General features: G+C 71.2%; 2 protein-coding genes (1 of these 2 running past the window's edge). Both read left to right on the top strand.

All coding sequences use genetic code 11. The features are described 5' to 3' along the window. The gene (locus tag GD1_RS02010) at positions 1-8,232 is read left to right on the top strand and encodes a non-ribosomal peptide synthetase (RefSeq protein WP_083533790.1); all 8,232 of its coding nucleotides are present in this window, start codon (positions 1-3) and stop codon (positions 8,230-8,232) included. Next, a protein-coding gene (locus tag GD1_RS02015) for a non-ribosomal peptide synthase/polyketide synthase (protein WP_059035328.1) crosses the window boundary here: on the top strand, positions 8,229-24,249 show its start. 24,371 nt of this gene lie beyond the right edge of the window; 16,021 of the gene's 40,392 nt are visible here — the first part of the coding sequence; it begins with the start codon at positions 8,229-8,231; its stop codon lies off the right edge, out of view. Before GD1_RS02010 ends, GD1_RS02015 begins: the two co-directional genes overlap by 4 nt.

The raw sequence follows: 24,249 nt of genomic DNA on the forward strand, positions 1-24,249 counted from the left end.
ATGACCGATCTGATGGCGCAGGCGCAGGCTGCCGAGGTGCGAGAGCGCCGGCTGCTGCCCCTGACCGCCGCACAGCGGGGATTGTGGTTCGCCGAGACGCTCTCGCCCGACTACTCGGTCAACATCGCCCAGTACGTCGACATCCGGCACGAGCCGGGCGGTCTCGACATCGACCTGCTGGTGCAGTGCTGCTACGACGTGGGCAAGCTCGTCGAATCGCCGTACATCCGGCTCGTCGAGGTCGACGGTGTCCCGATGCAGTACGTCGACGTCGACTACGACCAGCGCGTCGACGTCGTCGACCTGCGCGATGCCGACGACCCGGTCGCCACGGCCCAGGACTGGATGCGCCGTGAGTACCGTCGGCCCGTCGATCTGCTGAACGACCAGCTCATCGTGACCACGATGCTGCTCGTCGGCGAGGACCGGACCTTCTGGTACGGCCGCGCTCACCACATCATCGTCGACGGTTACGCCGCGCTCGGGATCGTGCGCCGCACCGTCGACCGGTACAACGCCCTGCGGCGGGGCGACGAGCCCACCGAGAAGGCCCCGGCGGGGATGGCCGAGATCGTCGAGTACGAGGACGCCTACCGCACCAGCGCACGCCGCGTGTCCGACCGCGAACACTGGCTCGAGCGGGTCGCCGACCTCCCCGAGGGCGTGACCCTGGCCCGGCACAAGGTCAAGGCACCGCTGTCGTTCGACAACATCGTCGCCGGTCACGAGCTCGACGCCACCCTGCAGACGCGGATCGACGAGCTGGCCCGCGAGGCCAACAGCTCGATCGCGGTGGTGCTGACCGCCGCCTTCGGCGCATTCCTGGCCAGGATGAGCGATGCCGACGACATCGTGATGAGCCTGCCGGTCACCGGCCGGGCCACCGCCCGCATCCGGACCGCGGGCGGGATGGTGTCCAATGCGCTCCCGGTCCGACTCCGCCGGGTGCGTGAGCAGACCGGGCGCGAGCTGGTCGCCGCCGCCCAGCTCGAGCTCATGGGGGCGCTGCGGCATCAGCGCTACCGCTCCGACGACATCCGGCGCGATGCGGGATTCGACGCCTCGTCGGTCACCTTCGGTCCGACCATCAACATGGTGTTCTTCGACGACGAGGTCGCGATCGACGGCACCACCATGGAGTACCGCATCCTCACCTCGGGAATCCTCGAGGATCTGCTGATCAACCTGTACCAGGCGAGCCCCGGTGCGCCGGTGGTGGTCGACCTCCACGGCAACCCGCATCTGTACTCGTCGACGCAGATGCACGATCACCTCGAGCGGTTCCTGATCTTCGTCGAGCGGTTCGTCGCCGACCTCGATGTCCGGGTCGACGACGTGGACGTCCTGCGGCCGGTCGAGCACACGGCACTGGCAGACCTCGAGACCGGTGGGCCGGGCCCGGTGTTCGCCCCCGACGCCGACCTGCTCGACGGTTTCACCGGCCAGGTGCGCGACCATCCGGACCGCATCGCGATCATCGAGGGCGAGCGGCACTGGACCTACGGTGAGTTCGATCTGCTCCGGCGCGTACTCGCCACATGGATCGCCAGGAACGGCGTCGTGGCAGGCGATCGGGTCGCGGTGGTGTTGCCGCGCGGGATCGACCAGGTCGCGGCCATCTATGCGACCCTGACCCTCGGCGCCGCCTACGTCCCGGTCGATCCGGACCAGCCCGCCGCCCGCCGACGGTCGGTACTGGACACCGCGGCCCCCCGCCTGGTGGTCGACGCCGCCTTCCTCGAGACCGTGTTCGGCGAGGACCCGAGGTTCGACGCCGTCGACCCGCAGGAGGTCGACGCGCCCGACCGGTTCCGCCGGTACCCGTCGGGCCATGCCGCCTATGTCCTGTTCACCTCCGGCTCGACCGGTGTCCCCAAGGGGGTCGAGGTCTCCCACGAGGCGGTGCTGAACCGGCTCGCCTGGGTGCAGGAGCACTTTCCGTTCACCGCCGACGACGCGTTCCTGTACAAGACGCCGACCACCTTCGACGTGTCGGTGCCCGAACTGTTCTGGCCGCTGCAGGTCGGTGCGCGGATGGTCATCGCCCGACCGGGCGGGCATCGGGACCCCGACCATCTGCGGCAGCTCATCGAGTCCGAGTCGATCACGGCCGTGCACTTCGTCCCGTCGATGCTCGAGGTCTTCGTCGACGCGGTCGAGGAGTCCACGGCGCTGGTCCCGCCGACCCTGCGCCGGATCATCACGTCCGGGGAGGCGCTCTCGCCGGCCCTCGCGCAGCGGGTACTCGACCGCGCCGACATCACCCTGATCAACCTGTACGGCCCCACCGAGGCCGCCGTCGACGTCACCGAGTACGTGGTGGAGCGTGACGTCCCGATCATCCCGATCGGGCGCCCCGTGCCGGGCACCGAGTTGCGCGTCCTCGATGCCAACCTGCGCCGGGTTCCGGTGGGTGTGCCCGGCGAGCTCTACCTGTCCGGCGTGCAGCTGGCCCACGGCTACCTCGGCGCCCCCGCACGCACCGCCGAGCGGTTCGTCGCCGACCCGTTCGCGACCGGCCGGCGGATGTACCGTACCGGCGACCTGGCCCGATGGGATGCCGACGGCCGCCTCGACTACCTGGGCCGCACCGACTTCCAGGTCAAGATCCGTGGCCAGCGCGTGGAACCGGGCGAGATCGAGGCCGTCCTGCTCGGCGATCCGTGCATCGACCACGCGGTGGTGGTGGTCCGCGCCGACGGCCCCTCCCCGGCGGTCATCGGCTACGTCAAATGCGCCGGCGCGCCGTCGGATTCGGCGACCCCCCACACCGATTCCCCCGGCACCGATTTCCCCCACACCGATGTCCCCCACACCGAGGCGCTGGTCGACCGGCTGTTGCGGGCCTGCCGCAAACAGCTGCCCTCGCACATGGTCCCCGCATCGATCGTGGTACTCGAGAAGTTCCCCACCACGGTCACCGGCAAGCTCGACCGTACGGCGCTTCCGGCCCCGGCGGCCCGCTCGCACACCTCGGTCTACCAGGCACCCCGCACGGCCGCCGAGGTCGCGGTGGTGCGGCTGCTCGAGGATCTACTCGGAGTCGGTCGGATCAGCTTGTCGGACAACATCTTCGCGCTCGGTGCGGACTCGCTCACCGCGGCCCGGCTGGTCGCCCGGGCACGGTCGGGTCCGGGTCTGGCGATCACGCTGGCCGATGTGTTCGACAGTGCGACCGTCGCCGATCTGGCGAGCACCGCGACACCACGGGGCGCCGACGAGCACCCGCCGCTCACCCCGATGCCGCGGCCGGAACGAATCCCGTTGTCGCACCCGCAGACCCGACTCTGGCTGATCAACCGGATGGACCCGTCCTCGGGCGTCTACAACATGCCCGGTGCCCTGCGGCTCGGTCCCGCCGTCGACACCGCGGCGGTCCGCGCCGCGCTGCGCGACGTCCTCGACCGCCACGAGGCGCTGCGGACGATCTTCCCCGAGGGCTCCGGCGAGCCCCATCAGCTGATCACCCCGACCGCGCAGGTCGACCTCGACGCCGACCAGGTCTTCGCGGTGACCGACGTCGCCCCCGATGCGCTGGCCGCGACGATCGGCGACGCTGCCGCAGCGGGTTTCGATCTCGTCGCCGACCACCCGACCCGGGTCCGGCTGCTGCGGGTCGTCGACGCCGCAGGGACCGTCACCGATCACGTCCTGGTGGTGGTGCTGCACCACATCGTCGGGGACGGGGCGTCGCTGGCGCCGCTGATCGCCGACCTCTCGACGGCCTACGCGGCGCGCTCGGCAGGACATGCGCCGCAGTGGCGGCCGTTGCCGGTCCAGTACGCCGATTACGCACTGTGGCACCGGGATCTGCTCGGTGACATCACCGACGAGCAGTCCCTGCTCCGCCGTCAGCTGACGTTCTGGCAGGACGAGCTCGACGGGCTGCCCGCCTTCGTGTCGCTGCCGACCGACCGCCCGCGTCCGGCCACCGGCAGCGGGCGCGGGGCGCATCTCGACGTCGATCTCGACCTCGAGACGTCGTCGGCGATCCGCGCACTCGCATCCGTCCAGGGGGTCACGACCTTCGCGGTGTTCCAGTCGGCCCTCGCCGCGGTGATGTCGCGGTTCGTGGGCAGCGGCGAGGTCCCCATCGGCACCGCCGTGTCCGGTCGCGACGATCCGCGGCTGGCCGACCTGGTGGGCATGTTCGTCAACACGGTGATCCTGCGTACCACCGTCGACCCCGCCGACACCGTGGGCGGCCTGCTGCGCCGGGCGCACCGGGTCCGCGCTCGTGCACTCGGCAATGCCGACGTCCCGTTCGAACAGGTCGTCACCGCACTCGGCGTGCGCACCTCGCGGTCACACGCCCCGCTGTTCGGCGTCGAGCTGGTGATGCAGGGCGATCACCTCGGTCGCCTGCTCGGCGGCCGTCCGACCGGGGCCCGACCCGCCGGGGACCGCGGACCGGCCGACGCCGTCATCGACGCCCGGGTGCCCGCAGCCAAATACGACCTCTCGGTGCATGTCGCCGACCCCCGCGGCTCCGCTGCGGCCACCCCGATCAGCATCGAGTTCACCTATGCGTCGGACCTTTTCGAGGAAGCGACGATCGCCAGATTCGCCGACGGTCTGATCGCGGTGCTGCGCGGGATGGCGCAGGCCGACGTCGATGCGGTCGGCGTCGCCGACCTGCTCCGGTGCTCGGCCGACGAGCTCGCACCGATCCGCGAATGGTCGCACGGTGCCGCCACCGACATGCCGGCCACCACCCTGCCCGACCTGATCGCCGCGGCCGTCGCCGCAGCCGGCGACCGGCCCGCGCTGATCGCCGGGGACCGCGTCGTCGACTACGCCGAATTCGGTTCCCGCGTCAACGGTCTCGCCCGCGACCTGATCGCCGCGGGGATCGGCCCCGACGACACCGTCGCCGTCGCCATCGACCGGTCGGCCGAACTGCTCGTCGCGATCCACGCGGTGGTCGCCGCCGGTGGCGCCTACCTGCCGGTGGCGGTCGACACGCCGGTCGAACGCGCGCAGTACATGGTGCGCACCGGTGGTGTGCGGCACCTGCTCGTCGCCGCCGGGCACACCCCGGGCTTCGCGGACGCTCTCGGACCGGCGGTGGCGGTGACCCCGGTCGACACCGCGATCCCGATCGAGACCGTCACCGCCCGCGGTGCGGCGCCGGTGACCGACGCGGACCGGCACGCCCCGCTGCGCACCGACGACGCCGCCTACACCCTGTTCACCTCCGGCTCCACCGGCCGGCCCAAGGGCGTGACCGTGAGCCATGCGGCGATCGGCAACCGGCTGCGGTGGATGCAGGACGCCCACCGGCTGACCGCCGACGACGTCGTGCTGCAGAAGACGCCGGTCACCTTCGACGTCTCGCTGTGGGAACTGTTCTGGCCCTTGATGACCGGGTCGACCCTGGTGATCGCCGAACCGAACCGGCACGGCGACCCGTCCTATCTGCGTCAGGTGATCAACCGTCACCGGGTGTCGGTGGTGCACTTCGTGCCGTCGATGCTCTCGGCCTTCCTCGACGCGCTCGACACCGTCGAGTTCGCGTCGATGGAATCGGTGCGGCTGATGTTCACCTCGGGGGAGGCGCTGCCCGCTCGGGTCGCCGCCGCGGTGCTCCGCGGACTCCCGACCACCCGCCTGCACAACCTGTACGGCCCCACCGAGGCGGCCGTGGACGTCACCGCCCACGAGGTGGTGGCGGGTGAGACGGTGGTGCCGATCGGCCGTCCCGTCGCCAACACCACCACCCATGTGCTCGGACCCCGGCTCGAACCGGTCCCGCAGGGTGTGCCCGGCGAGCTGTACCTCGGCGGGGTCCAACTCGCCCGCGGGTACGCCGCACAGGGCGGGCTCACCGCCGAGCGTTTCGTGGCCGATCCGTTCGGTTCGGACGGGGCCCGGCTGTACCGGACCGGCGACCTCGTGCGGTGGAACTCGGCCGGGGAGCTGGAATACCTGGGACGCAACGACTTCCAGGTGAAGCTGCGCGGCCGCCGGCTCGAGCTCGGCGAGATCGAGGCGGCGCTGGTGGCCGTTCCCGGGGTGGTGCACGCCGCGGCGACGGTCGTCGACCTGTCGGCGGGCCAGTCGCTGGTCGCCTACTACGCACCCGATACGACACCACCGGCGACGGTCGCGCGGACACTCGCCGAGCACCTGCCGGACTTCATGGTGCCGACCATCTGGATGCCGCTGCCGGCGATCCCGCTGAACGCGGCGGGCAAGGTCGACCGCAAGGCCCTGCCGGAGCCGGTGATCACCGTCGCGGAGACGGTCGCGCCGAGCACCGACACCGAGCAGATCGTGGCCCGGGTGTACGCGGAGGTCCTCGGTGCCGATCACGTGAGTGTCACCGAGTCGTTCTTCGATCTCGGCGGGAACTCGCTCAGTGCAACCAAACTCGCGGCACGGTTGTCGGCGGAACTCGAATACGACATCACCGTCGCCGCGATCTTCGCCGCCCCGTCGGTGCGGGAGCTGTGTGATCATGCGGCCCGGCTGCACCGGCACCGCCGGCGCCGGCTCGAACCCGCCGACCATGACGGCGTCGCCCCGCTGTCGACGGTGCAGCGCGGGATGTGGCTGATCAACCATGCCGACCCGGACTCGCCGGCCTACAACGTCGCGATGGCCCTGCACCTGTCGGGAGCGCTCGACCGGGACGCGATCTCGGCCGCGGTCGAGGACGTGATCGCCCGGCACCATGCCCTGCGCACCCACTATCCGATGGTCGACGGCGACCCGATCCAGACGGTGCTCGACACCGCCACCGCGCTCGAGCGGATCGAGCGACGGATGGACGAGCAGGGTCACGGCGACCCGGCCGCGGCGATCGCGGCCTTCACCGGCCGGGGATTCGACGTCACCGCGTCACCGCCGGTGCGGGTCCTGTTGCTGGCCACCGGCTCCGACGAGCACGTGCTGGTCGCGGTGGTCCACCACATCGCCGCCGACGGCATCTCGATGGGTCCGCTGGCCCGAGATCTCATGTCGGCCTACGCATCACGTGTCGGGGGAGTGCCGCCGAACTGGTCGGACATGCCCGTCGACTACCTCGACTTCACCCTGTGGCAGCAGGAGATCCTCGCCGGCACCGACGACGACGGGAACTCCGAGGCCCAGCGTCAGCTGGCCTACTGGACCCAGCGGCTCGCCGGCACCCCGGCCCGGCTGGAACTGCCCACCGACCGGCCGCGGCCCCGCACCCCGAGCTTCACCGGCGGTGCGGTCGACTTCGATCTCGACCCGGACCTGGTGGCCGGCCTCGAGGTGGTGGCGCGCGGGCACAATGCGACGCTGTTCATGGTGATGCAGGCCGCCTTCGCGCTGTTGCTGAGCCGGTTGACCACGCAGCGCGACATCGTCATCGGCACCCCGCACGCCGGCCGGGGCGAGGCCGAACTCGATGACGTCGTCGGCATGTTCGTCAACACCCTCGCCCTGCGTACCCAGATCCGTGACGACGAGAAGTTCGCCGAGATGCTGCACCGGGTGCGCGAGGACGATCTGGCCGACATGGCCTGTGCGGACATCGCTTTCGACACAATCGCCGATGCGGTGCTGACCTCGAGGCCGACCAGTCACAATCCGATCTACCAGGTCATGTTCGCCTTCCAGAACTTCACCTTCCCCACGGTGACCCTCGACGGCCTGACGGTCACGCCGCTGTCGGAGGAACTGACCGCGGCGAAGGTGGACCTGCAGCTGACGCTCTACCCACCGCAACCGGCCCCCCGTGCGGTGCAGGACGAGATCCCCCAGGAGGAACCGGCGATGAAGGCCCAGATGATCTATGCGGCCGATCTCTTCCGCCGCGAGACCGTCGAGCTCTACACCCGCCGCTACCTCCGGGTGCTCGAGGACATCGCCGAGAACCCGCAGGTCCTCGTCGGCGACATCTCGGTGACCACCGCCGAGGAGGACGCCGCAGCGGGCGAGGGGTCCGACGACATCGCCGCGCTGCCACTGCCGCAACTGGTCGACCTCGCCGCCCAGGTGGCGCCCGAGTCCGGTGCCGTCGGCCGCGACGCCGTCCCGGTCACGTTCACCGCGATCGCGGCGATGACCACCGCGATGGCGGCGGTGCTGCCGGACCGGGATTCGGCGCTGACCACCGCGCTGATGAGTTTGATCCCGACGCTCGCCGCCGATGGACCGGCGGCGCTCGGCGAGGTGCTCGAAGCCATCCGGTCCACCGCGACGGAGGTCGTCGCCGGCGGGAACCGTACACAGGTGAGGGAAGGAACGACTCAGACGTGACCGATGTCGATGCAGGAGCCACGGACATCTCTCGTGCCTGGGGCTCCCAGGCTACGACTCTTCACCTGATCGCCTTCGCCGCCGCGGCATCACCCGACACGGTTGCGGTGCAGGCGCCGTCGGGACCGGTCACGTTCGGCCGGCTGCACACCCAGGTCTCGGTGACCGCCGGGGTCCTCGCCGCCCAGGGACTCGACGACGCCGCGGCGGTGGGTGCCGCCCTGGCCGGTCTGCTCCCGACGGCCGGTCTCGAGCCCGCCCGCATCGCGGCGGCGACCCGGGAGGCGATCGCCGACATCCGCGCGCGCGCAGCCCGTCTCGCCGGAACCGACGATCTGTGTTCGCTGCCGGGCCTGTTCCGGTCGAGCGTCGCCCGCTTCGGTGATCGGGTGGCCGTCACCGACCTGTCGGGACGCAGCCTGACCTACCGGGAACTCGACGAGCGGTCGGCCGAACTCGCCGGGGCCCTGCTCGCCGCCGGCGCCGGGCCCGAGACGCTGATCGGCGTCGCCGTCGGCCGCACCACCGACCTGGTCGTCGCCCTGCTCGGGGTCCTGCGCTCCGGCGCAGGCTATCTGCCGCTGGACCGATCGCAGCCGATCGCCCGCATCCGCACCATCGTCGACGACGCGGCACCGCTGCTCGTGCTGACCGACACCGACTGGGCCGACGGCGGAGAAGATCTCGGTGTGCGGCTGACCACCGTCGGCCGCCTCGTCGGCGACGAGCAGGCGGCGGGGCCGGCCGCGACCGCCGAGTGGCGCGCCCCGGCGATCGACGACCGCACACCCGCCTACGTCATCTACACCTCCGGATCGACCGGCACACCCAAGGGCGTGGTGGTCACCCACGCCGATGTGGTCGCGCTGATGGCCGCCGCCGCAACCGAATTCGACTTCTCCCACACCGACGTGTGGACCATGTTCCACTCCTATTCCTTCGACTTCTCGGTGTGGGAACTGTGGGGACCGCTGCTGACCGGCGCCCGACTGCTGATCCTGGGCGAGGACGTCACCCGCGACCCCCGGCGATGCCTGGAGGTGCTTGCCGAACAGCACGTCACCGTACTCAGCCAGACACCGTCGGCGTTCTATCAGCTCGGTGACGCCCGCCGCCGCAACCCGGTCCCGCTGGACCTGCGCTACATCGTGTTCGGCGGCGAGGCATTGAGTTTCGAGCAGGTCCGCCGCTGGTACGACACCGAACCCGCGGGTGAGGCCGTGCTGGTCAACATGTACGGCATCACCGAGACCACCGTGCACGTCTCGCACCGTGCGCTCGACCCGGCGGTCGTCACCGCCGAGGACGCGTCGTTCATCGGCCATCCGCTGCCGTCGCTGCGCCTGCACCTCCTGGACTCGCGACTGCGGCCGGTACCGACCGGAGTCGTCGGCGAGATGTATGTCGCGGGTTCACAACTCGCACGCGGATACCTCGACCGCCACGGGCTCACCGCCGGCCGGTTCGTGGCCGACCCGTTCGCCGCGGACGGATCACGGATGTATCGCACCGGCGACCTCGCGCGCCGCGTGGGCGACGACATCGAGTACCTCGGGCGGGGAGACGCCCAGGTGCAGTTGCGTGGCTTCCGGATCGAGTACGGCGAGATCGAGGCCGCGATGCTCCGCGTCAGCGGGGTCGTGGCCGCGGCGGCGGCCGTCGTCGACCAGCAGGATCGGGGCGGCCTGCTCGCCGGATATGTGGTCGCCGCCGAGGGCGCCGACGTCGACGGTGCCGAGGTGCGCCGCTTCGTCGCGCGTGCGGTACCCGAGTACATGGTCCCCGACGTCGTCACGGTGATCGATCGGCTGCCCCTGACCGGCAACGGCAAACTCGACCGACAGGCGTTGCCGCGCCCGGTGATCGGGTCGTCGGGTGAGTCGGTCGAGCCGGCCACCGACACCGAACGCCGGCTGGCGGTGATCTTCGCCGACGTGCTGGGTCTCGACCGCGTCGGCGTCACCGAGTCCATCTTCGACATCGGCGGCAACTCCCTGCTCGCCGCACGGATCGTGGGACGCGCCACCGAGGAACTCGGCGTCGACCTCACCGTCCGTGATCTGTTCGAGGCGCCGAGTGTGCGCGAGCTGGCCGAGCGGTCGGCCGAGAGCGGTGCGGCGCTGCCGCCGATCGTCGCCGGTGACCGGCCCGAACGCATCCCGCTGTCGCTGGCGCAGCAACGGATGTGGTTCCTCAACCGCCTCGACCCCACCGCACCCACCTACAACGTCCCGGCCATCCTGGAGCTGACCGGCGATCTCGACGTCGCGGCCCTGCGGCGGGCGCTGGCCGACGTGATCACCCGACACGAGGTCCTGCGCACCACCTATCCGTCGGTCGACGGGGTGGCCCACCAGCATGTCCACGGGGTCGACGAGATCGCCTCCGCGATGGACTGGGCGGCCGTCGGCGACGATGCCGCGCTGCGTGCCGCGGCGACCACGGGTTTCGACGTCACCGCACAATGGCCGGTGCGCGTGCGTCTCCTGCGGCGGTCCGCATCCGAACACGTGGTGGCATTGGTGTTGCACCACATCGCCTGCGACGGCGAGTCGCTGCAGCCGCTGGTCGCCGATCTGCTGACCGCCTATCGCGCCCGGATCAGCGGCGCAGAACCCGATCTCGTCCCGCTCGCGGTGCAGGTGGCCGACCACGCCGTCTGGCAGCAGCAGGTCCTCGGCGACACCGCCGACCCCGATTCGCCGATCGGTGCGCAGCTGTCCTACTGGGCCGACCGGCTCGACGGCGTCGCCGAGGTCATCGAGATCCCCACCGACCGTCCCCGGCCGGCGGTTGCCTCGCACCGCGGAGCACGTGTGGAATTCACCGTGCCGCAGTCGGTCTCGGAGCGCGCCGAGCGACTGGCGCGCACTCATGACGCCTCGGGTTTCATGGTCGCCCATGCCGCCCTCGCCGTCCTGCTGGCACGGTTGTCGGCGTCCACCGACATCGTCGTCGGCACCCCGATCGCCGGACGCGGCCAGTCGGTGCTCGACCCGGTGGTCGGCATGTTCGTCAACACTCTGGCCCTGCGCACCGACGTTCGCCCAGATATTTTGTTTGCCGAACTCATCAGTGCCACACGCGATGTCGACCTCGCCGCGCTCGCCAACGCCGACGTCCCGTTCGAGGCGGTGGTGGACCGGGTCGATCCCATCCGCTCGGCGGCATTCGCCCCGCTCGCCCAGGTGTGGCTGGCCTTCGACCAGTCCGCCACAACAGATCTCACCACGGTGACACTCGAGGTCGGCGACGTCGGCGGCTTGCGGATCCGGGCCGCCGAACCCGACGACCTGCCCAGCAAGGTGGACCTCACGCTGGGTATCGCGGTGGGGGAGAACCGATGGCGGGGAACGATCGGCTATGCCACCGACCTGTTCGACGAGGCGACCGCGCGGCAGTTCGGTGAGCGGTTCGTCCGGGTGCTCGACGCCCTGACCGCCCATCCCGAGCTGCCGGTGGGTGCCGCCGACATCCTGTCCGCCGCCGAGCACGACGCACTGGAGGCCGCCGCGGCCGGTCCGCGGCCCACCCTGCCCGAATTCGATGTCCCCCGGTCGGATGTGACCGAGCTGATCGGTGCCGGTCTGCGAGACGGTGATCCGGGGCGGACCGTCGTGACCGCCGCGGGCCGCACCCTCACCGCCGCCGGGTTCGGTGCGCGGGTGGCCGCCCTGGCCCATCGGCTGATCGCCGCCGGTATCGGTCCGGATGATGCGGTGGGCGTGTGTATCCCGCGGTCGCCGGAACTGCTCGTGGCGATCCATGCGGTGGTGTGTGCCGGTGGTGCCTATGTGCCGATGGACCCCGACGCCCCGGCCGCCCGGATCGCCCACATGGTGGCCGCCACCGGCGCGGGACACATCCTGGTGGGCCCCGACGGTGCGCCGCCGGCCGTGCGCGCCCTGGTCGGCGATGTCCCGGGGACGCGGGTGCTCTCCGTAGACCCCGAGACCCCGATCGCCCCCGACATGGCGCTGCCGACCGCGGCGGAGCGGCGCGGGACGATCCGCCCCGACACCGCCGCCTACATCCTGTTCACCTCCGGCTCCACCGGTCAGCCCAAGGGCGTCACCGTCAGCCACCGGTCGCTGGCCAACCTGCTCAGCTGGTTCGGCACCCTGAGTGACGATCCGCGCACCGAACGCGTCCTGGTCAAGACCCCGGCCACCTTCGACGCCTCGGTGTGGGAGCTGTTCTGGCCCGTGATCTCCGGTGCCACCGCGGTTCTCGCCGGACCCGATGCCCATCGCGACCCCCGCGCGCTGCGTGCGGTGATAGCTGCCGAGCAGGTCACGATGGCCCAGTTCGTCCCGTCGATGCTGGCGGTCTTCCTCGACGACGCGGTGGCACAGTCGGATCCCGATGGCATGTCCTCGATCCGTACCGTGTTCACCGGCGGCGAACTCCTCGCCCCGGCCGTGGCACGACGTGCGCTGGACACGATCCCCGGCGCACGCCTGATCGACCAGTACGGGCCCACCGAGGCCACCGTCGACGCCACGATCGCCGAGGTCGCCTCGGACACAACCCATCCGGGTATCGGCCGCCCGGTCGCCGGTATCACCGCTCGGGTCCTCGACACCTACCTGCATCCGGTCCCGGTCGGCGTCACCGGTGAGCTCTATCTCGGTGGCGTACAGGTCGCCCGCGGCTATGCCGGGCAGCCGGGACTCACCGCCGAGCGATTCGTCGCCGATCCCTTCGGTACCGATCCCTTCGGTACCGATTCCGCGGGAGATTCCGGCGGGCGCCTCTATCGCACCGGCGATCTCGTCCGGCGACGCGCCGACGGATCGCTGGAGTACGTCGGGCGCAGCGACTTCCAGGTCAAACTCCACGGCCAGCGGATCGAGCTCGAAGAGGTCGAGTCCGTCCTGGCCGGTGCCCCCGGGGTGGCGGCGGTGGCCGCGGCCGTGGTGGCCGGTCCGGCCGGTGACGTGCTGGTCGCGCACGTGGCCGGCGTCGCCGGTGGCGCGGTGGACGTGGACTCCCTGCGGTCCTTCGCCGCCGAGAACCTCGTCGAGTTCCTCCGCCCGTCGATCTGGCAGCTCCAGGACAGCCTGCCCCGCAACGCCTCGGGCAAGGTCGACCGCTCCGCGCTACCCGCACCGGAGTTCACCGTCGACGACGTCGTGGCACCGGCGAGTACCGCGGAGCAGGCTGTCGAGGCGGTGGTCGCATCGGTGCTCGGGGTGGCGCAGGTGTCCGTGACCGCCTCGTTCTTCGATCTCGGCGGCAACTCGCTGGCCGCCACCCGGGTCGCCGCGCGGACCGCGGCCGCCCTCGGCGTGGACGTGTCCGTCCGCGACGTCTTCGATGCGCCGTCGGTGCGGGAACTGGTCGCCCTCGTCGCATCCCGAGGGGCGGGTCTGCCCCCGGTGCGGCGCGTCGACCCGCGCCCGGCGCAGGTGCCACTGTCGTTCGCGCAGCGCCGGATCTGGTTCATCAACCAGTTCGACACCTCGTCACCGGCCTACAACCTGCCGATCGGCCTGCGGCTGCGTGGTGCGGTCGATCTCGATGCCCTGCGCCAGGCGGTCGGCGATGTCGTCGAGCGCCACGAGGTGCTGCGCACCACCTTCCCGTCGGTCGACGGGCGTCCGGTGCAGCAGATCACCGATCCCGCCACCGCCCGCGCCCGGCTCGACTGGGCGGTCGTCGACGACGTCGACGCCCTGCATGCCTCGGCAGCCACCGGTTTCGACGTCGCCACCACACACCCGCTGCGCGTGCGGGTCGCGCCGGTCGCCGATCCCGGGTCGGGAGACCGAAAGCCCGACGACCGGGAGTGCGTACTCCTGCTGGTGATCCACCACATCGCCGGTGACGGCCAGTCGATGCGGCCGCTCGTGACCGACATGGTCGGCGCCTACCACGCGCGGGCCAGGGGAGTGGCTCCCGAGTTCACCGACCTGCCACTGCAATTCGCCGACCACGCGCTGTGGCAGCACGAGGTGCTCGGCGCCCCGGACGATCCGGCATCGCTCGTTGCGGCACAACTGGACTTCTGGCGTGCGAGTCTGGCCGGGCTGCCCGACCTGCTGCCCCTGCCCACCGACCGTCGCCGCCCGCCGGTCGCCTCACAGCGCGGCGCCGAGGCACACTTCGCCATCCCCGCGGAGGTGGGTGCACTCGTGCGCGGTGTCGCGGCCGCGCACGGGGTCACCGAGTTCATGGTGATCCACGCCGCGCTCGCGGTGTTCCTGTCGCGGATGAGTGCCACCGACGACATCGCCATCGGCACCCCGATCGCCGGACGCGGTCAGGCCGAACTCGACGATCTCGTCGGTATGTTCGTCAACACCTTGGTGCTGCGCACCGTCGTGGACCCGGCTGCGACGTTCGCCGGGCTGCTCGGCTCGGTCCGCAGCACCGATCTCGATGCGTTCGCCCACGCCGACGTCACCTTCGAGGCCGTCGTCGACGCCCTCGACCCGACGCGGTCGGAGGCATTCGCGCCGCTGACCCAGGTCCTGCTGACCTACCAGCCGGAGCCGCCGGACGTCGACACCGTCGCCGCCCGCCTCGACGGGCTGGAGGTGGAGATCCTCGACATCGAGGAGACCACCGCCAAGGTCGACCTGACGATCGGGATCGGCGCCGCACCCGACGGGCCGTGGTCCGGTGTGGTCAACTATGCGACCGATCTCTTCACCGCCGACGGGATCTCGGTGCTGTGCAACCGCTTCGTCATGGTGCTCGGTGAGCTCGTGGCCGCGCCGGAGCGCGCGGTCGGCGATGTCGCGGTGACCACCGCCGGCGAGACCCCGGCACTGACCCCGGTGGGCGGTCGTGCGGGTACCGATCCGGTCCTGCTCGCCGACATCTTCACCGACGCCGCGCGACGGCACCCCGATCATCCGGCCGTCACCGACGCATCCGGCACGCTCTCCTATCGTGAGCTCGACGAGGCGTCGAATGCGCTGGCGCGCATGCTGATCGACCGTGGCGCGGGACCAGAGAGCCTGGTCGCCCTCGGCATCGGCCGGTCGACGACGCTGATGACCGCGATCTGGGCGGTCGCCAAGACCGGTGCCGGGTACGTGCCGATCGACCCCGACTATCCGGCCGACCGTGTCGCGTCGATGATCGAGGACTCGGGTGCGGCGATCGGCCTCACCGTGTCCGCGGCAGGCGAGCTTCCCGGACACGACATCGACTGGATCACCCTGGATTCCGATCCGGTGACCGCAGAGGTCGCCACCCGGTCGAGGGCGCCGATCACCGACGCCGACCGCCTCGGTTCGGTCGGCATCGACTCACTCGCCTACGTCATCTACACCTCCGGCTCCACCGGCCGCCCGAAGGGCGTGGCCGTGACCCATCGGGGGCTGCTCAACTTCGCCACCGAGGAGATCCGGCGGGCGGACTCGGCCACCGGAGCCCGGGTCCTCGGCTTCGCGTCCCCGAGCTTCGACGCCTCGGTACTCGAATACCTCCTCGCCTTCGTCGGCGGCGGCACACTGATCTACCGGGCCGCCGACGTCGTCGTCGGCCATGACCTCGCGGAGTTCATCGGGGCCCGACGGATCACCCACACCTTCCTGACCCCCACCGTCCTCGCCTCGCTCGACCCCGCGACCCTGACCACCCTGCGCACCGTCTACGCCGGCGGCGAGGCCGTCCCGGACTCCCTCGTCGAGGCCTGGGCGCCCCACATCCGCATCCAGAACCTGTACGGCCCCACCGAGACCACCATCGGCATCACCATCGGCGCACCCCTGCGGTCCGGTGCCCCGGTCACCCTCGGCGGACCACTGGACGGCGTGGGACTGACGATCCTCGATTCCCGACTGCACCCGGTACCGGTGGGTGTGCTCGGCGAGCTGTACGTGACGGGACTGCCGCTGTCCCGCGGCTACCTCGCCCGGCCGGGTCTCACCGCGGAGCGATTCGTCGCCACACCGTTCGGGGCGCCCGGCGAACGGATGTACCGCACCGGTGACGTGGTGCGCTGGGTGCGCGATGCCGACGGCGACCTGACCGTCGCCTACGGTGGCCGCAGCGACGACCAGATCAAGTTGCGCGGGTTGCGGATCGAGCTCGGCGAGATCGAGAGCATCCTCGCCCGCCACGACGCGGTCGAGACCGCCGTCGTGGTCGGCATCACCGCCGAGGGTGCCGTCGCCGACAGCGGCGAGTCCGTGGTCGCCGCGCTCGCCGCCTATGTGGTGGCACCCCGGGGAACCGATGTCACCGATCTGCGCGGACATCTCGAACGCGACCTGCCGGTGTTCATGGTGCCGTCGAGTTTCACCGTGCTCGAAGCCCTTCCGCTCACCCCGGTCGGCAAACTCGATCGCCGCGCACTGCCGCGTCCGGTCCTCGACCTCGGTGAGGGGTACGTGGCGCCGGCCGGACGGATCGAGCAGACCCTCGCCGGGATCGTCGCCGGTCTGCTCGGCCTGGACCGGGTCGGGGCCACCGACTCGTTCTTCGCCCTCGGCGGCGACTCGATCATGTCGATCCAGTTCGCGTCGGCGGCGCGCTCGGCAGGCGTCGATCTCACCCCGCGTCAGGTGTTCGAGCATCGCACGATCCGGTCGATCGCGGTGGCCGTCGCGCGTGCGGACAACCTCCTCGACACCGTCGCAGAACCCGCCACCGACGCTCCGGTTCCGTTGCCGCCCATCGTGTCCTGGATGCTCGAGCATTCCGACACCCCGGACGACCACGCCGACTTCTCCCAGTCGATGGTGCTCGTCGCACCCGACGGACTCACCGGCGACGACCTCGCCCGCACGCTGTCGGCGGTCGTCACCGCACACCCCATGATGTCGGCGGCGCTGCTGGACACCCACCCCCACGAGACCACCGGGGTGGCCACCCCGGTGCTGGTGCCCGGACGTCGGTTCGACGCCGGCCACGCCGTCACCACCGTCGACGTGGCGGCCGCCGTCGCCGACGCCGGGTTCGCCACCGCGGTCGTCGCCGCCTTCCGGACGGCCTCGGCCGCACTCGACCCGACCACGGGCCGGCTCGTGTCGGCGGTGCTGGTGCGCGGTACCGACGGTGCCCGAATCGTTCTGGTGATCCACCACATCGGCATCGATGCCGTGTCGTGGCGGACCGTCATCACCGACCTGGTCACCGTCTGGGCGGGCGGGCCGGGCACCGAACCGGCCGGCGAGGTGACCTCCGCGCGCGCCTGGACCGCCGCACTCGCCGAACGCGTCGGAGACCGCACGGCGGAACTGGGGTACTGGCTGGACCGCACCCCGCAGTCGCCCACCGACCTCGGTGCGCGACCGGACCGGCGACGCGACCGGATGAACACGCTGCGTCCGGTGGTGCGACGCGTGGCCACCGAGATCACCGAACCCCTGCTCGGCACCGTCCCCGCCGCATTCGGCGGCACCGTCAACGATGCACTGCTCGCCGCCCTCGGCCGCGCGGTCCGGTCCTGGCAGGCCGCACACGGCATCCCCGACCGCCGCCCGGTGTCGGTGCTGGTGGAGCGCCACGGCCGCGAAGAGGGTGTCCTCGAACAGGGGACGCATCCGGTCCGGGCCGACCTCGCCCGCACCGTCGGCTGGTTCACCACCGTCGCCCCGGTACGCCTGCCCGTCACCGACGATGTGGCCCACACGGTGAAGGCGGTCAAGGAAGAACTCGCCGGAACACCCGACGCCGGAATCGGATTCGGCCTCCTGCGTCACCTCGCCGACACCGAGCTCACCGGTCGCCCGCTGCCGTCGATCGCGTTCAACTACCTCGGAAACGTGGCGGGCACCCCGGCCGCGACCACCGGCGCGGACGGCGCCCAGCCGGCCACCGGCCCGTTCCTGCCCGACCCGACGGCACCCCGACTCCCGGCCACCGCCACCGGCGCGATGGCATCGACCGGCCTGACCGTCACCGTCGGAACCGTGATGGGTGCCGCGGGCCGCGAGTTCAGTGCCGAGTTCGCCGCACCCGCCGGGATGCTCGACGACACACTCGTGTCCGACCTCGCCGACCGGTGGTCGGCGGAGCTGGCCACGATCGTCGCCTACGTCGAGGAGGTCGGCGATCCCGGTCTGTCGCCGTCGGACGTCGTGGGCGTCACGGTGTCCCAACCGGATCTGGACGATCTGGCGGCACGGTACCCGGGTGCGGCGGTGTGGTCGTTGTCGCCGTTGCAGCGCGGCCTGTACTTCCAGTCGGAGCTGGCGGCCGGCGGACGCGCCACCGGTGCCGTGGATGTCTATGTGGCACAAGCGGTCCTGTCGTTCACCGGTGCGGTGGACGTGGTGCGGTTGCACGCCGCGGCACAGGAACTGCTCGCCGCCCACCGGGCGCTGCGGTCGGGGTATGTGCGCACCGGTTCCGGTGCGGTCGTCGCGGTGGTGCCGGAGGCGGTGGAGGTTCCGTGGCAACTGATCGAACTCGACACGCCCGCCACCGAACTCGACACCACCGATCTCGACTCCACCGATCTCGATGCGACGGTCGCCGGGCTGGCGACGGCACAGCGGGTCGAGCCGTTCGATCTGAGCGCGCCGCCGCTGATCCGGTTCGCCGTCGTCCGCGCGGGTGACCGGACCCGGCTGGTGGTGACCAGCCACCACATCCTGCTCGACGGGTGGTCGTCACCGCTGATGCTGGCGGACCTGATGGCGCTGTACGCGACCGGGCAGACCTACACCGGAACCCTCGGTGCCGGCCGCGGAGGCGGGGCCGGTGGCGACTACGCCGACTTCCTGTCCCATGTGGCGCGGTCGGACACCGCGGCCGGTCTGACCGCATGGCGGGAGGTGCTCGCCCCGGTCGAGGCGCCGACGCTGGTCGCCCCGGGACACGAGGCGACCCTCGACGAGCTGCCGCGCGATCATCTCCGGAGCCTCACACCGGAGCTGACCGCATCGATCGAGGCCACCGCCCGCGAACAGGGCGTGACGGTGTCGACGGTGCTGCAGTTCGCGTGGGCGGTGCTGCTGTCCCGGGTGACCGGTCGGCGGGTGGTGTCCTTCGGCGAGACGGTCTCGGGCCGACCGGCCGATCTCGACGGTGTCGAGTCAATGGTGGGGCTGTTCATCAACACCCTGCCGTCGGTGGTCGACGTCGACCCGGCGGCGTCGGCGGCGCAGGTGCTCGCCGCGATGCAGACGGCCAAGGTGTCGGTACTCGACCACCAGCAGATCCCGCTGCCGGAACTGATGGCGGCGGCCGGACACGGGCAGTTGTTCGACACGCTGGCGGTGCACGAGTCGTACCCGGTGAACACCGACTCGCTCGCCTCGGCGGCCGTGGGCGGACTGCAGATCGGTGAGATCACCGCCACCGATGCGACGCACTACCCGCTGTCGATGGTCACCGGCATGGCCGGTGACCACCTCGAGGTGAAGCTGAAGTACCTGCCCGCGGCCTTCGGAGACCGCCAGGTCGAGGTGTTCACCGATGCGCTGGTCCGCATCCTCGAGACCGTGGTCGCGGCTCCCGATGCGCCGACCGCCGCGATCGCCCTCGCCGACCCGCAACGGTACCGGCGGTCACTGCGCACCCCGGTGACCGACACCGTGAACTCCGGTGCATCCCTGGTGGATCTGTTCACCCGGTCGCCGGCCGCAGGGACCACCGCGATCGCCGTCTCCGACGGTGTTCGCAGCCTCACCCACACCGAGCTCGACCGGCGATCGTCGGCCGTCGCCGACGCGCTCACCGTCCGTGGCGTCCGGCCCGGTGATCTCGTCGCCGTCGCCCCGGCCCGCACCGTCGATCTGGTGGTCGCGATCCTCGGCGTGCTGAAGGCCGGCGCAGCCTATCTGCCGCTGGACATGACCAATCCGCCGGAACGGCTGGCCTACATCCTCTCCGATGCGGCACCGCGGATGGTCCTGACCGACGCCTCGACCGCAGATGCCGAGCTGTGGACCCGGGTACCCGATGCCGTCACCGTCGCACGGATCGCCGATCTCGAGGCCGAGACCGAAACCGGCGCCACGGCAACGCTTCCCGCACGAACGATCCCCGCCGACGGTCGGGCATACGTCATCTACACCTCCGGTTCCACCGGCCGCCCCAAGGGCGTCGAGGTGACCCACCGTGATGTGGTGACCCTGATGGACACCGCCGCAGGCGACTTCGACTTCCGTGCCGACGACGTGTGGACGCTGTTCCACTCGTATGCCTTCGACTTCTCGGTCTGGGAACTGTGGGGACCGTTGTCCACCGGCGCCCGGATGGTGCTGGTCGACCGGGACCTCGCGCGCGATCCGGCACTGTTCCTCGATCTCCTCGACCGCGAACGGGTGACGGTGCTCAGCCAGACCCCGTCGGCGTTCTACCAGCTCGCCGACGCACGCCGGCGCGATCCGCGGCCGCTGCCGCTGCGCTATGTGGTGTTCGGCGGCGAACAGCTCGGCTTCGACCACGTCCGACGCTGGTTCGACGACAACCCGTCCGACACCGCCGTCCTGGTGAACATGTACGGCATCACCGAGACCACCGTGCACGTCAGCTTCCGCGAACTCGATCCGGCCACGGTGTCGGCCGGCGACGCGAGCTTCATCGGGCGTCCGCTGGCATCGCTCGGCATCCACCTCCTCGATACCCGGCTGAACCCGGTCCCCGAGGGCGTGATCGGCGAGATGTACGTCACCGGTGGGCAACTCGCACAGGGCTACCTCGGCCGCAGCGACCTCACCGCCACCCGGTTCGTCGCCGCACCGTTCGGTACCGGCGAACGCATGTACCGCACCGGCGATCTCGCCCGGCGCATCGGCGACGACATCGAGTACCTCGGCCGCGCCGACGCCCAGATCCAGTTGCGGGGCTACCGGATCGAATACGGCGAGGTGGAGTCGGCGCTGCTGTCGGCACCCGGTGTCGCCGCGGCCGCCGCAGCGGTCGTCACCCTGCCCGAGCGCGGCGACGTCCTGGTCGGCTATGTCGTGGCCGAACCCGGCTCTGCTGCTGCCGAACCCGGCTCGGCCGCGGACCGGGCAGAACCTCTCGACGCCCAGGAGATCCGCCGATCGGCGGCCGCCCATGTGCCGGGATACATGGTGCCCGACCTCGTCGTCACCGTGGACGCCCTGCCGTTGACCGCCAACGGCAAACTCGATCGTGGCGCGCTCCCCACGCCGGGATCGGGCTCGGCCGCAACCGAGTTCGTCGAGCCCGGGACCGCCGCGGAGCAGGCGGTGGCCGCGGTCTTCGCCGAGGTCCTCGGCGTGGAACGGGTCGGTGCCACCGACTCCTTCTTCGACCTCGGCGGCAACTCGCTGTCGGCCACCCGGGTGGCCGCACGCACCGCCGAGGCACTCGGCGTGGACGTCTCGGTGCGCGACCTGTTCGAGGCGCCGTCGGTGCGCGCGCTGGCCGAGACACTCGGCGGCCGGGGCGATGCACTCGCCCCCATCGTCGCGGTATCGCCTCGACCGCAGCAGATCCCGCTGACCTTCGCACAGCAGCGCATGTGGTTCCTCAACCGGTTCGACCCGATGGCGGCCACCTACAACATCCCTGCCGTGCTGCGCCTGACCGGTGCCGTGGACCTCGACGCCCTGCGGGCGGCGGTGGTCGACGTCGTCACCCGGCACGAGATCCTGCGCACCACCTTCCCCGCCGTGGACGGGGTCGCATGCCAGTACATCCACCCGGCCGGCGAGATCTCCGAGCGCCTGGACTGGCAGGTGGTCGACTCGCCCGCCGAGATCGAGACGGCCGTCGCCGCCGGATTCGACGTCACCGCCGATCCGGCGTTGCGGGTGCGCGTCGCGGTACTCGGCGACGACGAGTACGTGCTGGCCCTCGTGGTGCATCACATCCTCGCCGACGGCGAGTCGATGGCACCGCTGATCACCGACCTCGTCACCGCCTATGCCGCCCGGAAGGACGGGCGCACACCACGATTCGAGCCGCTGGCGGTGCAGGTGGCCGACGTCGCGATCTGGCAGCATTCGACGCTGGGCGATCCCGCCGACGCCACCTCGGTGCTCGGCCGGCAGCTCGACCACTGGGCGCGGCAGCTCGACGGGCTGCCCGACGTCCTCGAACTCCCCGCCGACCGGCCTCGACCGGCGCTCGCCTCACACCGCGGTGGTCGTGCCGAGACCCGGATCCCGGCCGAGGTGGGCAGGGGAGTCGTCGAGTTGGCCCACGAGCGGGGTGTCACCCCGTTCATGGTGGTCCATGCCGCCCTCGCGGTGGTGCTCGCCCGGATGTCGGCGACCGACGACATCGCCGTCGGCACCCCGATCGCCGGCCGCGGCCGGTCGGTGCTCGACCCACTGGTCGGCATGTTCGTCAACACCCTGGTGCTGCGCACCGGAATTCGGCCCGAGGCGACCTTCGCCGCGGTACTCGACGACGTCCGCGCCGGCGATCTCGATGCCTTCGCCAACGCCGACGTCCCGTTCGAGCTGCTCGTCGAACGACTGAATCCCACCCGGTCGGAGGCATTCTCGCCGCTGGCCCAGGTGATGCTCTCCTTCGATCCGGCCGCCTCCGCCGACGACGTCCTCGCCGCCATCACCGAGCCGGTGATCACGCCGGTGGTCTCGGAGGCACCGCCGGCACAGGTGGATCTCTACATCACGGTGTCGAGTGCGGCCGCGGGAACCGACTGGCCGCTGTCGGTGGTCTATGCCACCGATCTGTTCGACGAGCCGACCGCACATCGGCTGGCCGACCGATTCGCCGAGGTGCTCGGCGCACTCGTCGCCGACCCGGCGACCTGCGTCGGCGACGTGGAGATCATGAGCCCGGCGGAGACGGCCACCGAGGCCGGCCGTGAGTCCGGCGGTGAGATCGCACTCCCCGCCTTCGGTTCGGTGGCCGATGCCGTCGCCGCACAGATGACGGCGACACCGGATGCCACCGCGCTGCTGGTCGGTGACCGTCGGATCACCTACGCGGAGTTCTCCGCCCGCGTCGCCGTCCTGGCCCGGCAGTTGCGCCGGCTCGGCGTCGGCCCGGATGACGCCGTAGGTCTGTGCATCCCGAGATCGGCGGAGATGGTGGTGGCCATCCACGCGGTGATCGCCGCAGGCGGCCAGTACGTCCCGATCGACACCGGTGCACCGGCCGATCGCGTCGAGTACATGGTGTCGACCGCACGCGTCGGTGTCGTCATCGTCGCCGGGACGGTGCCGCCGTCGATCGCCGCACTCGAGCGCATCCGGTGTGTCGAGGTCGATTGTGACGGTCCGTTCGACCCGGCCACTCCCGCCCTCACCGACGCCGACCGTGTCCGCACCGTCCGGCCCGACGACGCCGTCTACACCCTGTTCACCTCGGGCTCCACCGGGCGCCCGAAGGGTGTCACCCTGACCCACGCCGCGGTCCTCAACCGCTTGTGGTGGGGCCTCGACGAACTGCCGATCGACGCCACCGACCGGGTGATGCTGAAGACGCCGTACACCTTCGACGTGTCGGTCCCGGAGCTGTTCGCGCCGTTGATGGTCGGTGCCACGATGGTGGTGCTGCGTGCCGGCGGGCACCTCGACCCGATCCACGTCGCCGACGAACTCGCCCGCACCCGCACCACGATGGTCCACTTCGTGCCGTCGATGCTGGCGGTCTTCCTCGACGTGGCGGGGGAGGATCGGGTGCGATCGCTGAGGTCGGTCCGGATCGTGTCCACCACCGGTGAGGCGCTGCCGCCGTCGGTGGCCGCGCGGCTGCGTGCCTGGATGCCGCAGGTTCGGTTCTACAACCTGTACGGCCCCACCGAGGCGGCGGTCGAGATCACCTACGAGTCGATCGAGACCGTCGAGGCGGGCGCGTCGTCGGTGGCCATCGGTGTGCCGGTGTGGAACTCGTCGGCGGTCGTCCTCGACGGACGTCTGCGGCGGGTGCCGCCCGGAGTGCCGGGCGAACTGTATCTGGGCGGCGTCCAGCTGGCCCGGTGTTATGCCGGACGCCCCGACCTGACCTCCGAGCGGTTCGTCGCCGATCCGTTCGGAGCCGGCGGGACGCGGCTCTACCGCACCGGTGACCTCGTCCGCCGTCGGCCCGACGGGGTCCTGGAGTACCTGGGCCGCACCGACTTCCAGGTGAAGCTGCGCGGCCAGCGCATCGAACTCGGCG

Origin of the sequence: Gordonia desulfuricans NBRC 100010 (assembly GCF_001485495.1) — a bacterium.
Taxonomy (GTDB): domain Bacteria; phylum Actinomycetota; class Actinomycetes; order Mycobacteriales; family Mycobacteriaceae; genus Gordonia; species Gordonia desulfuricans.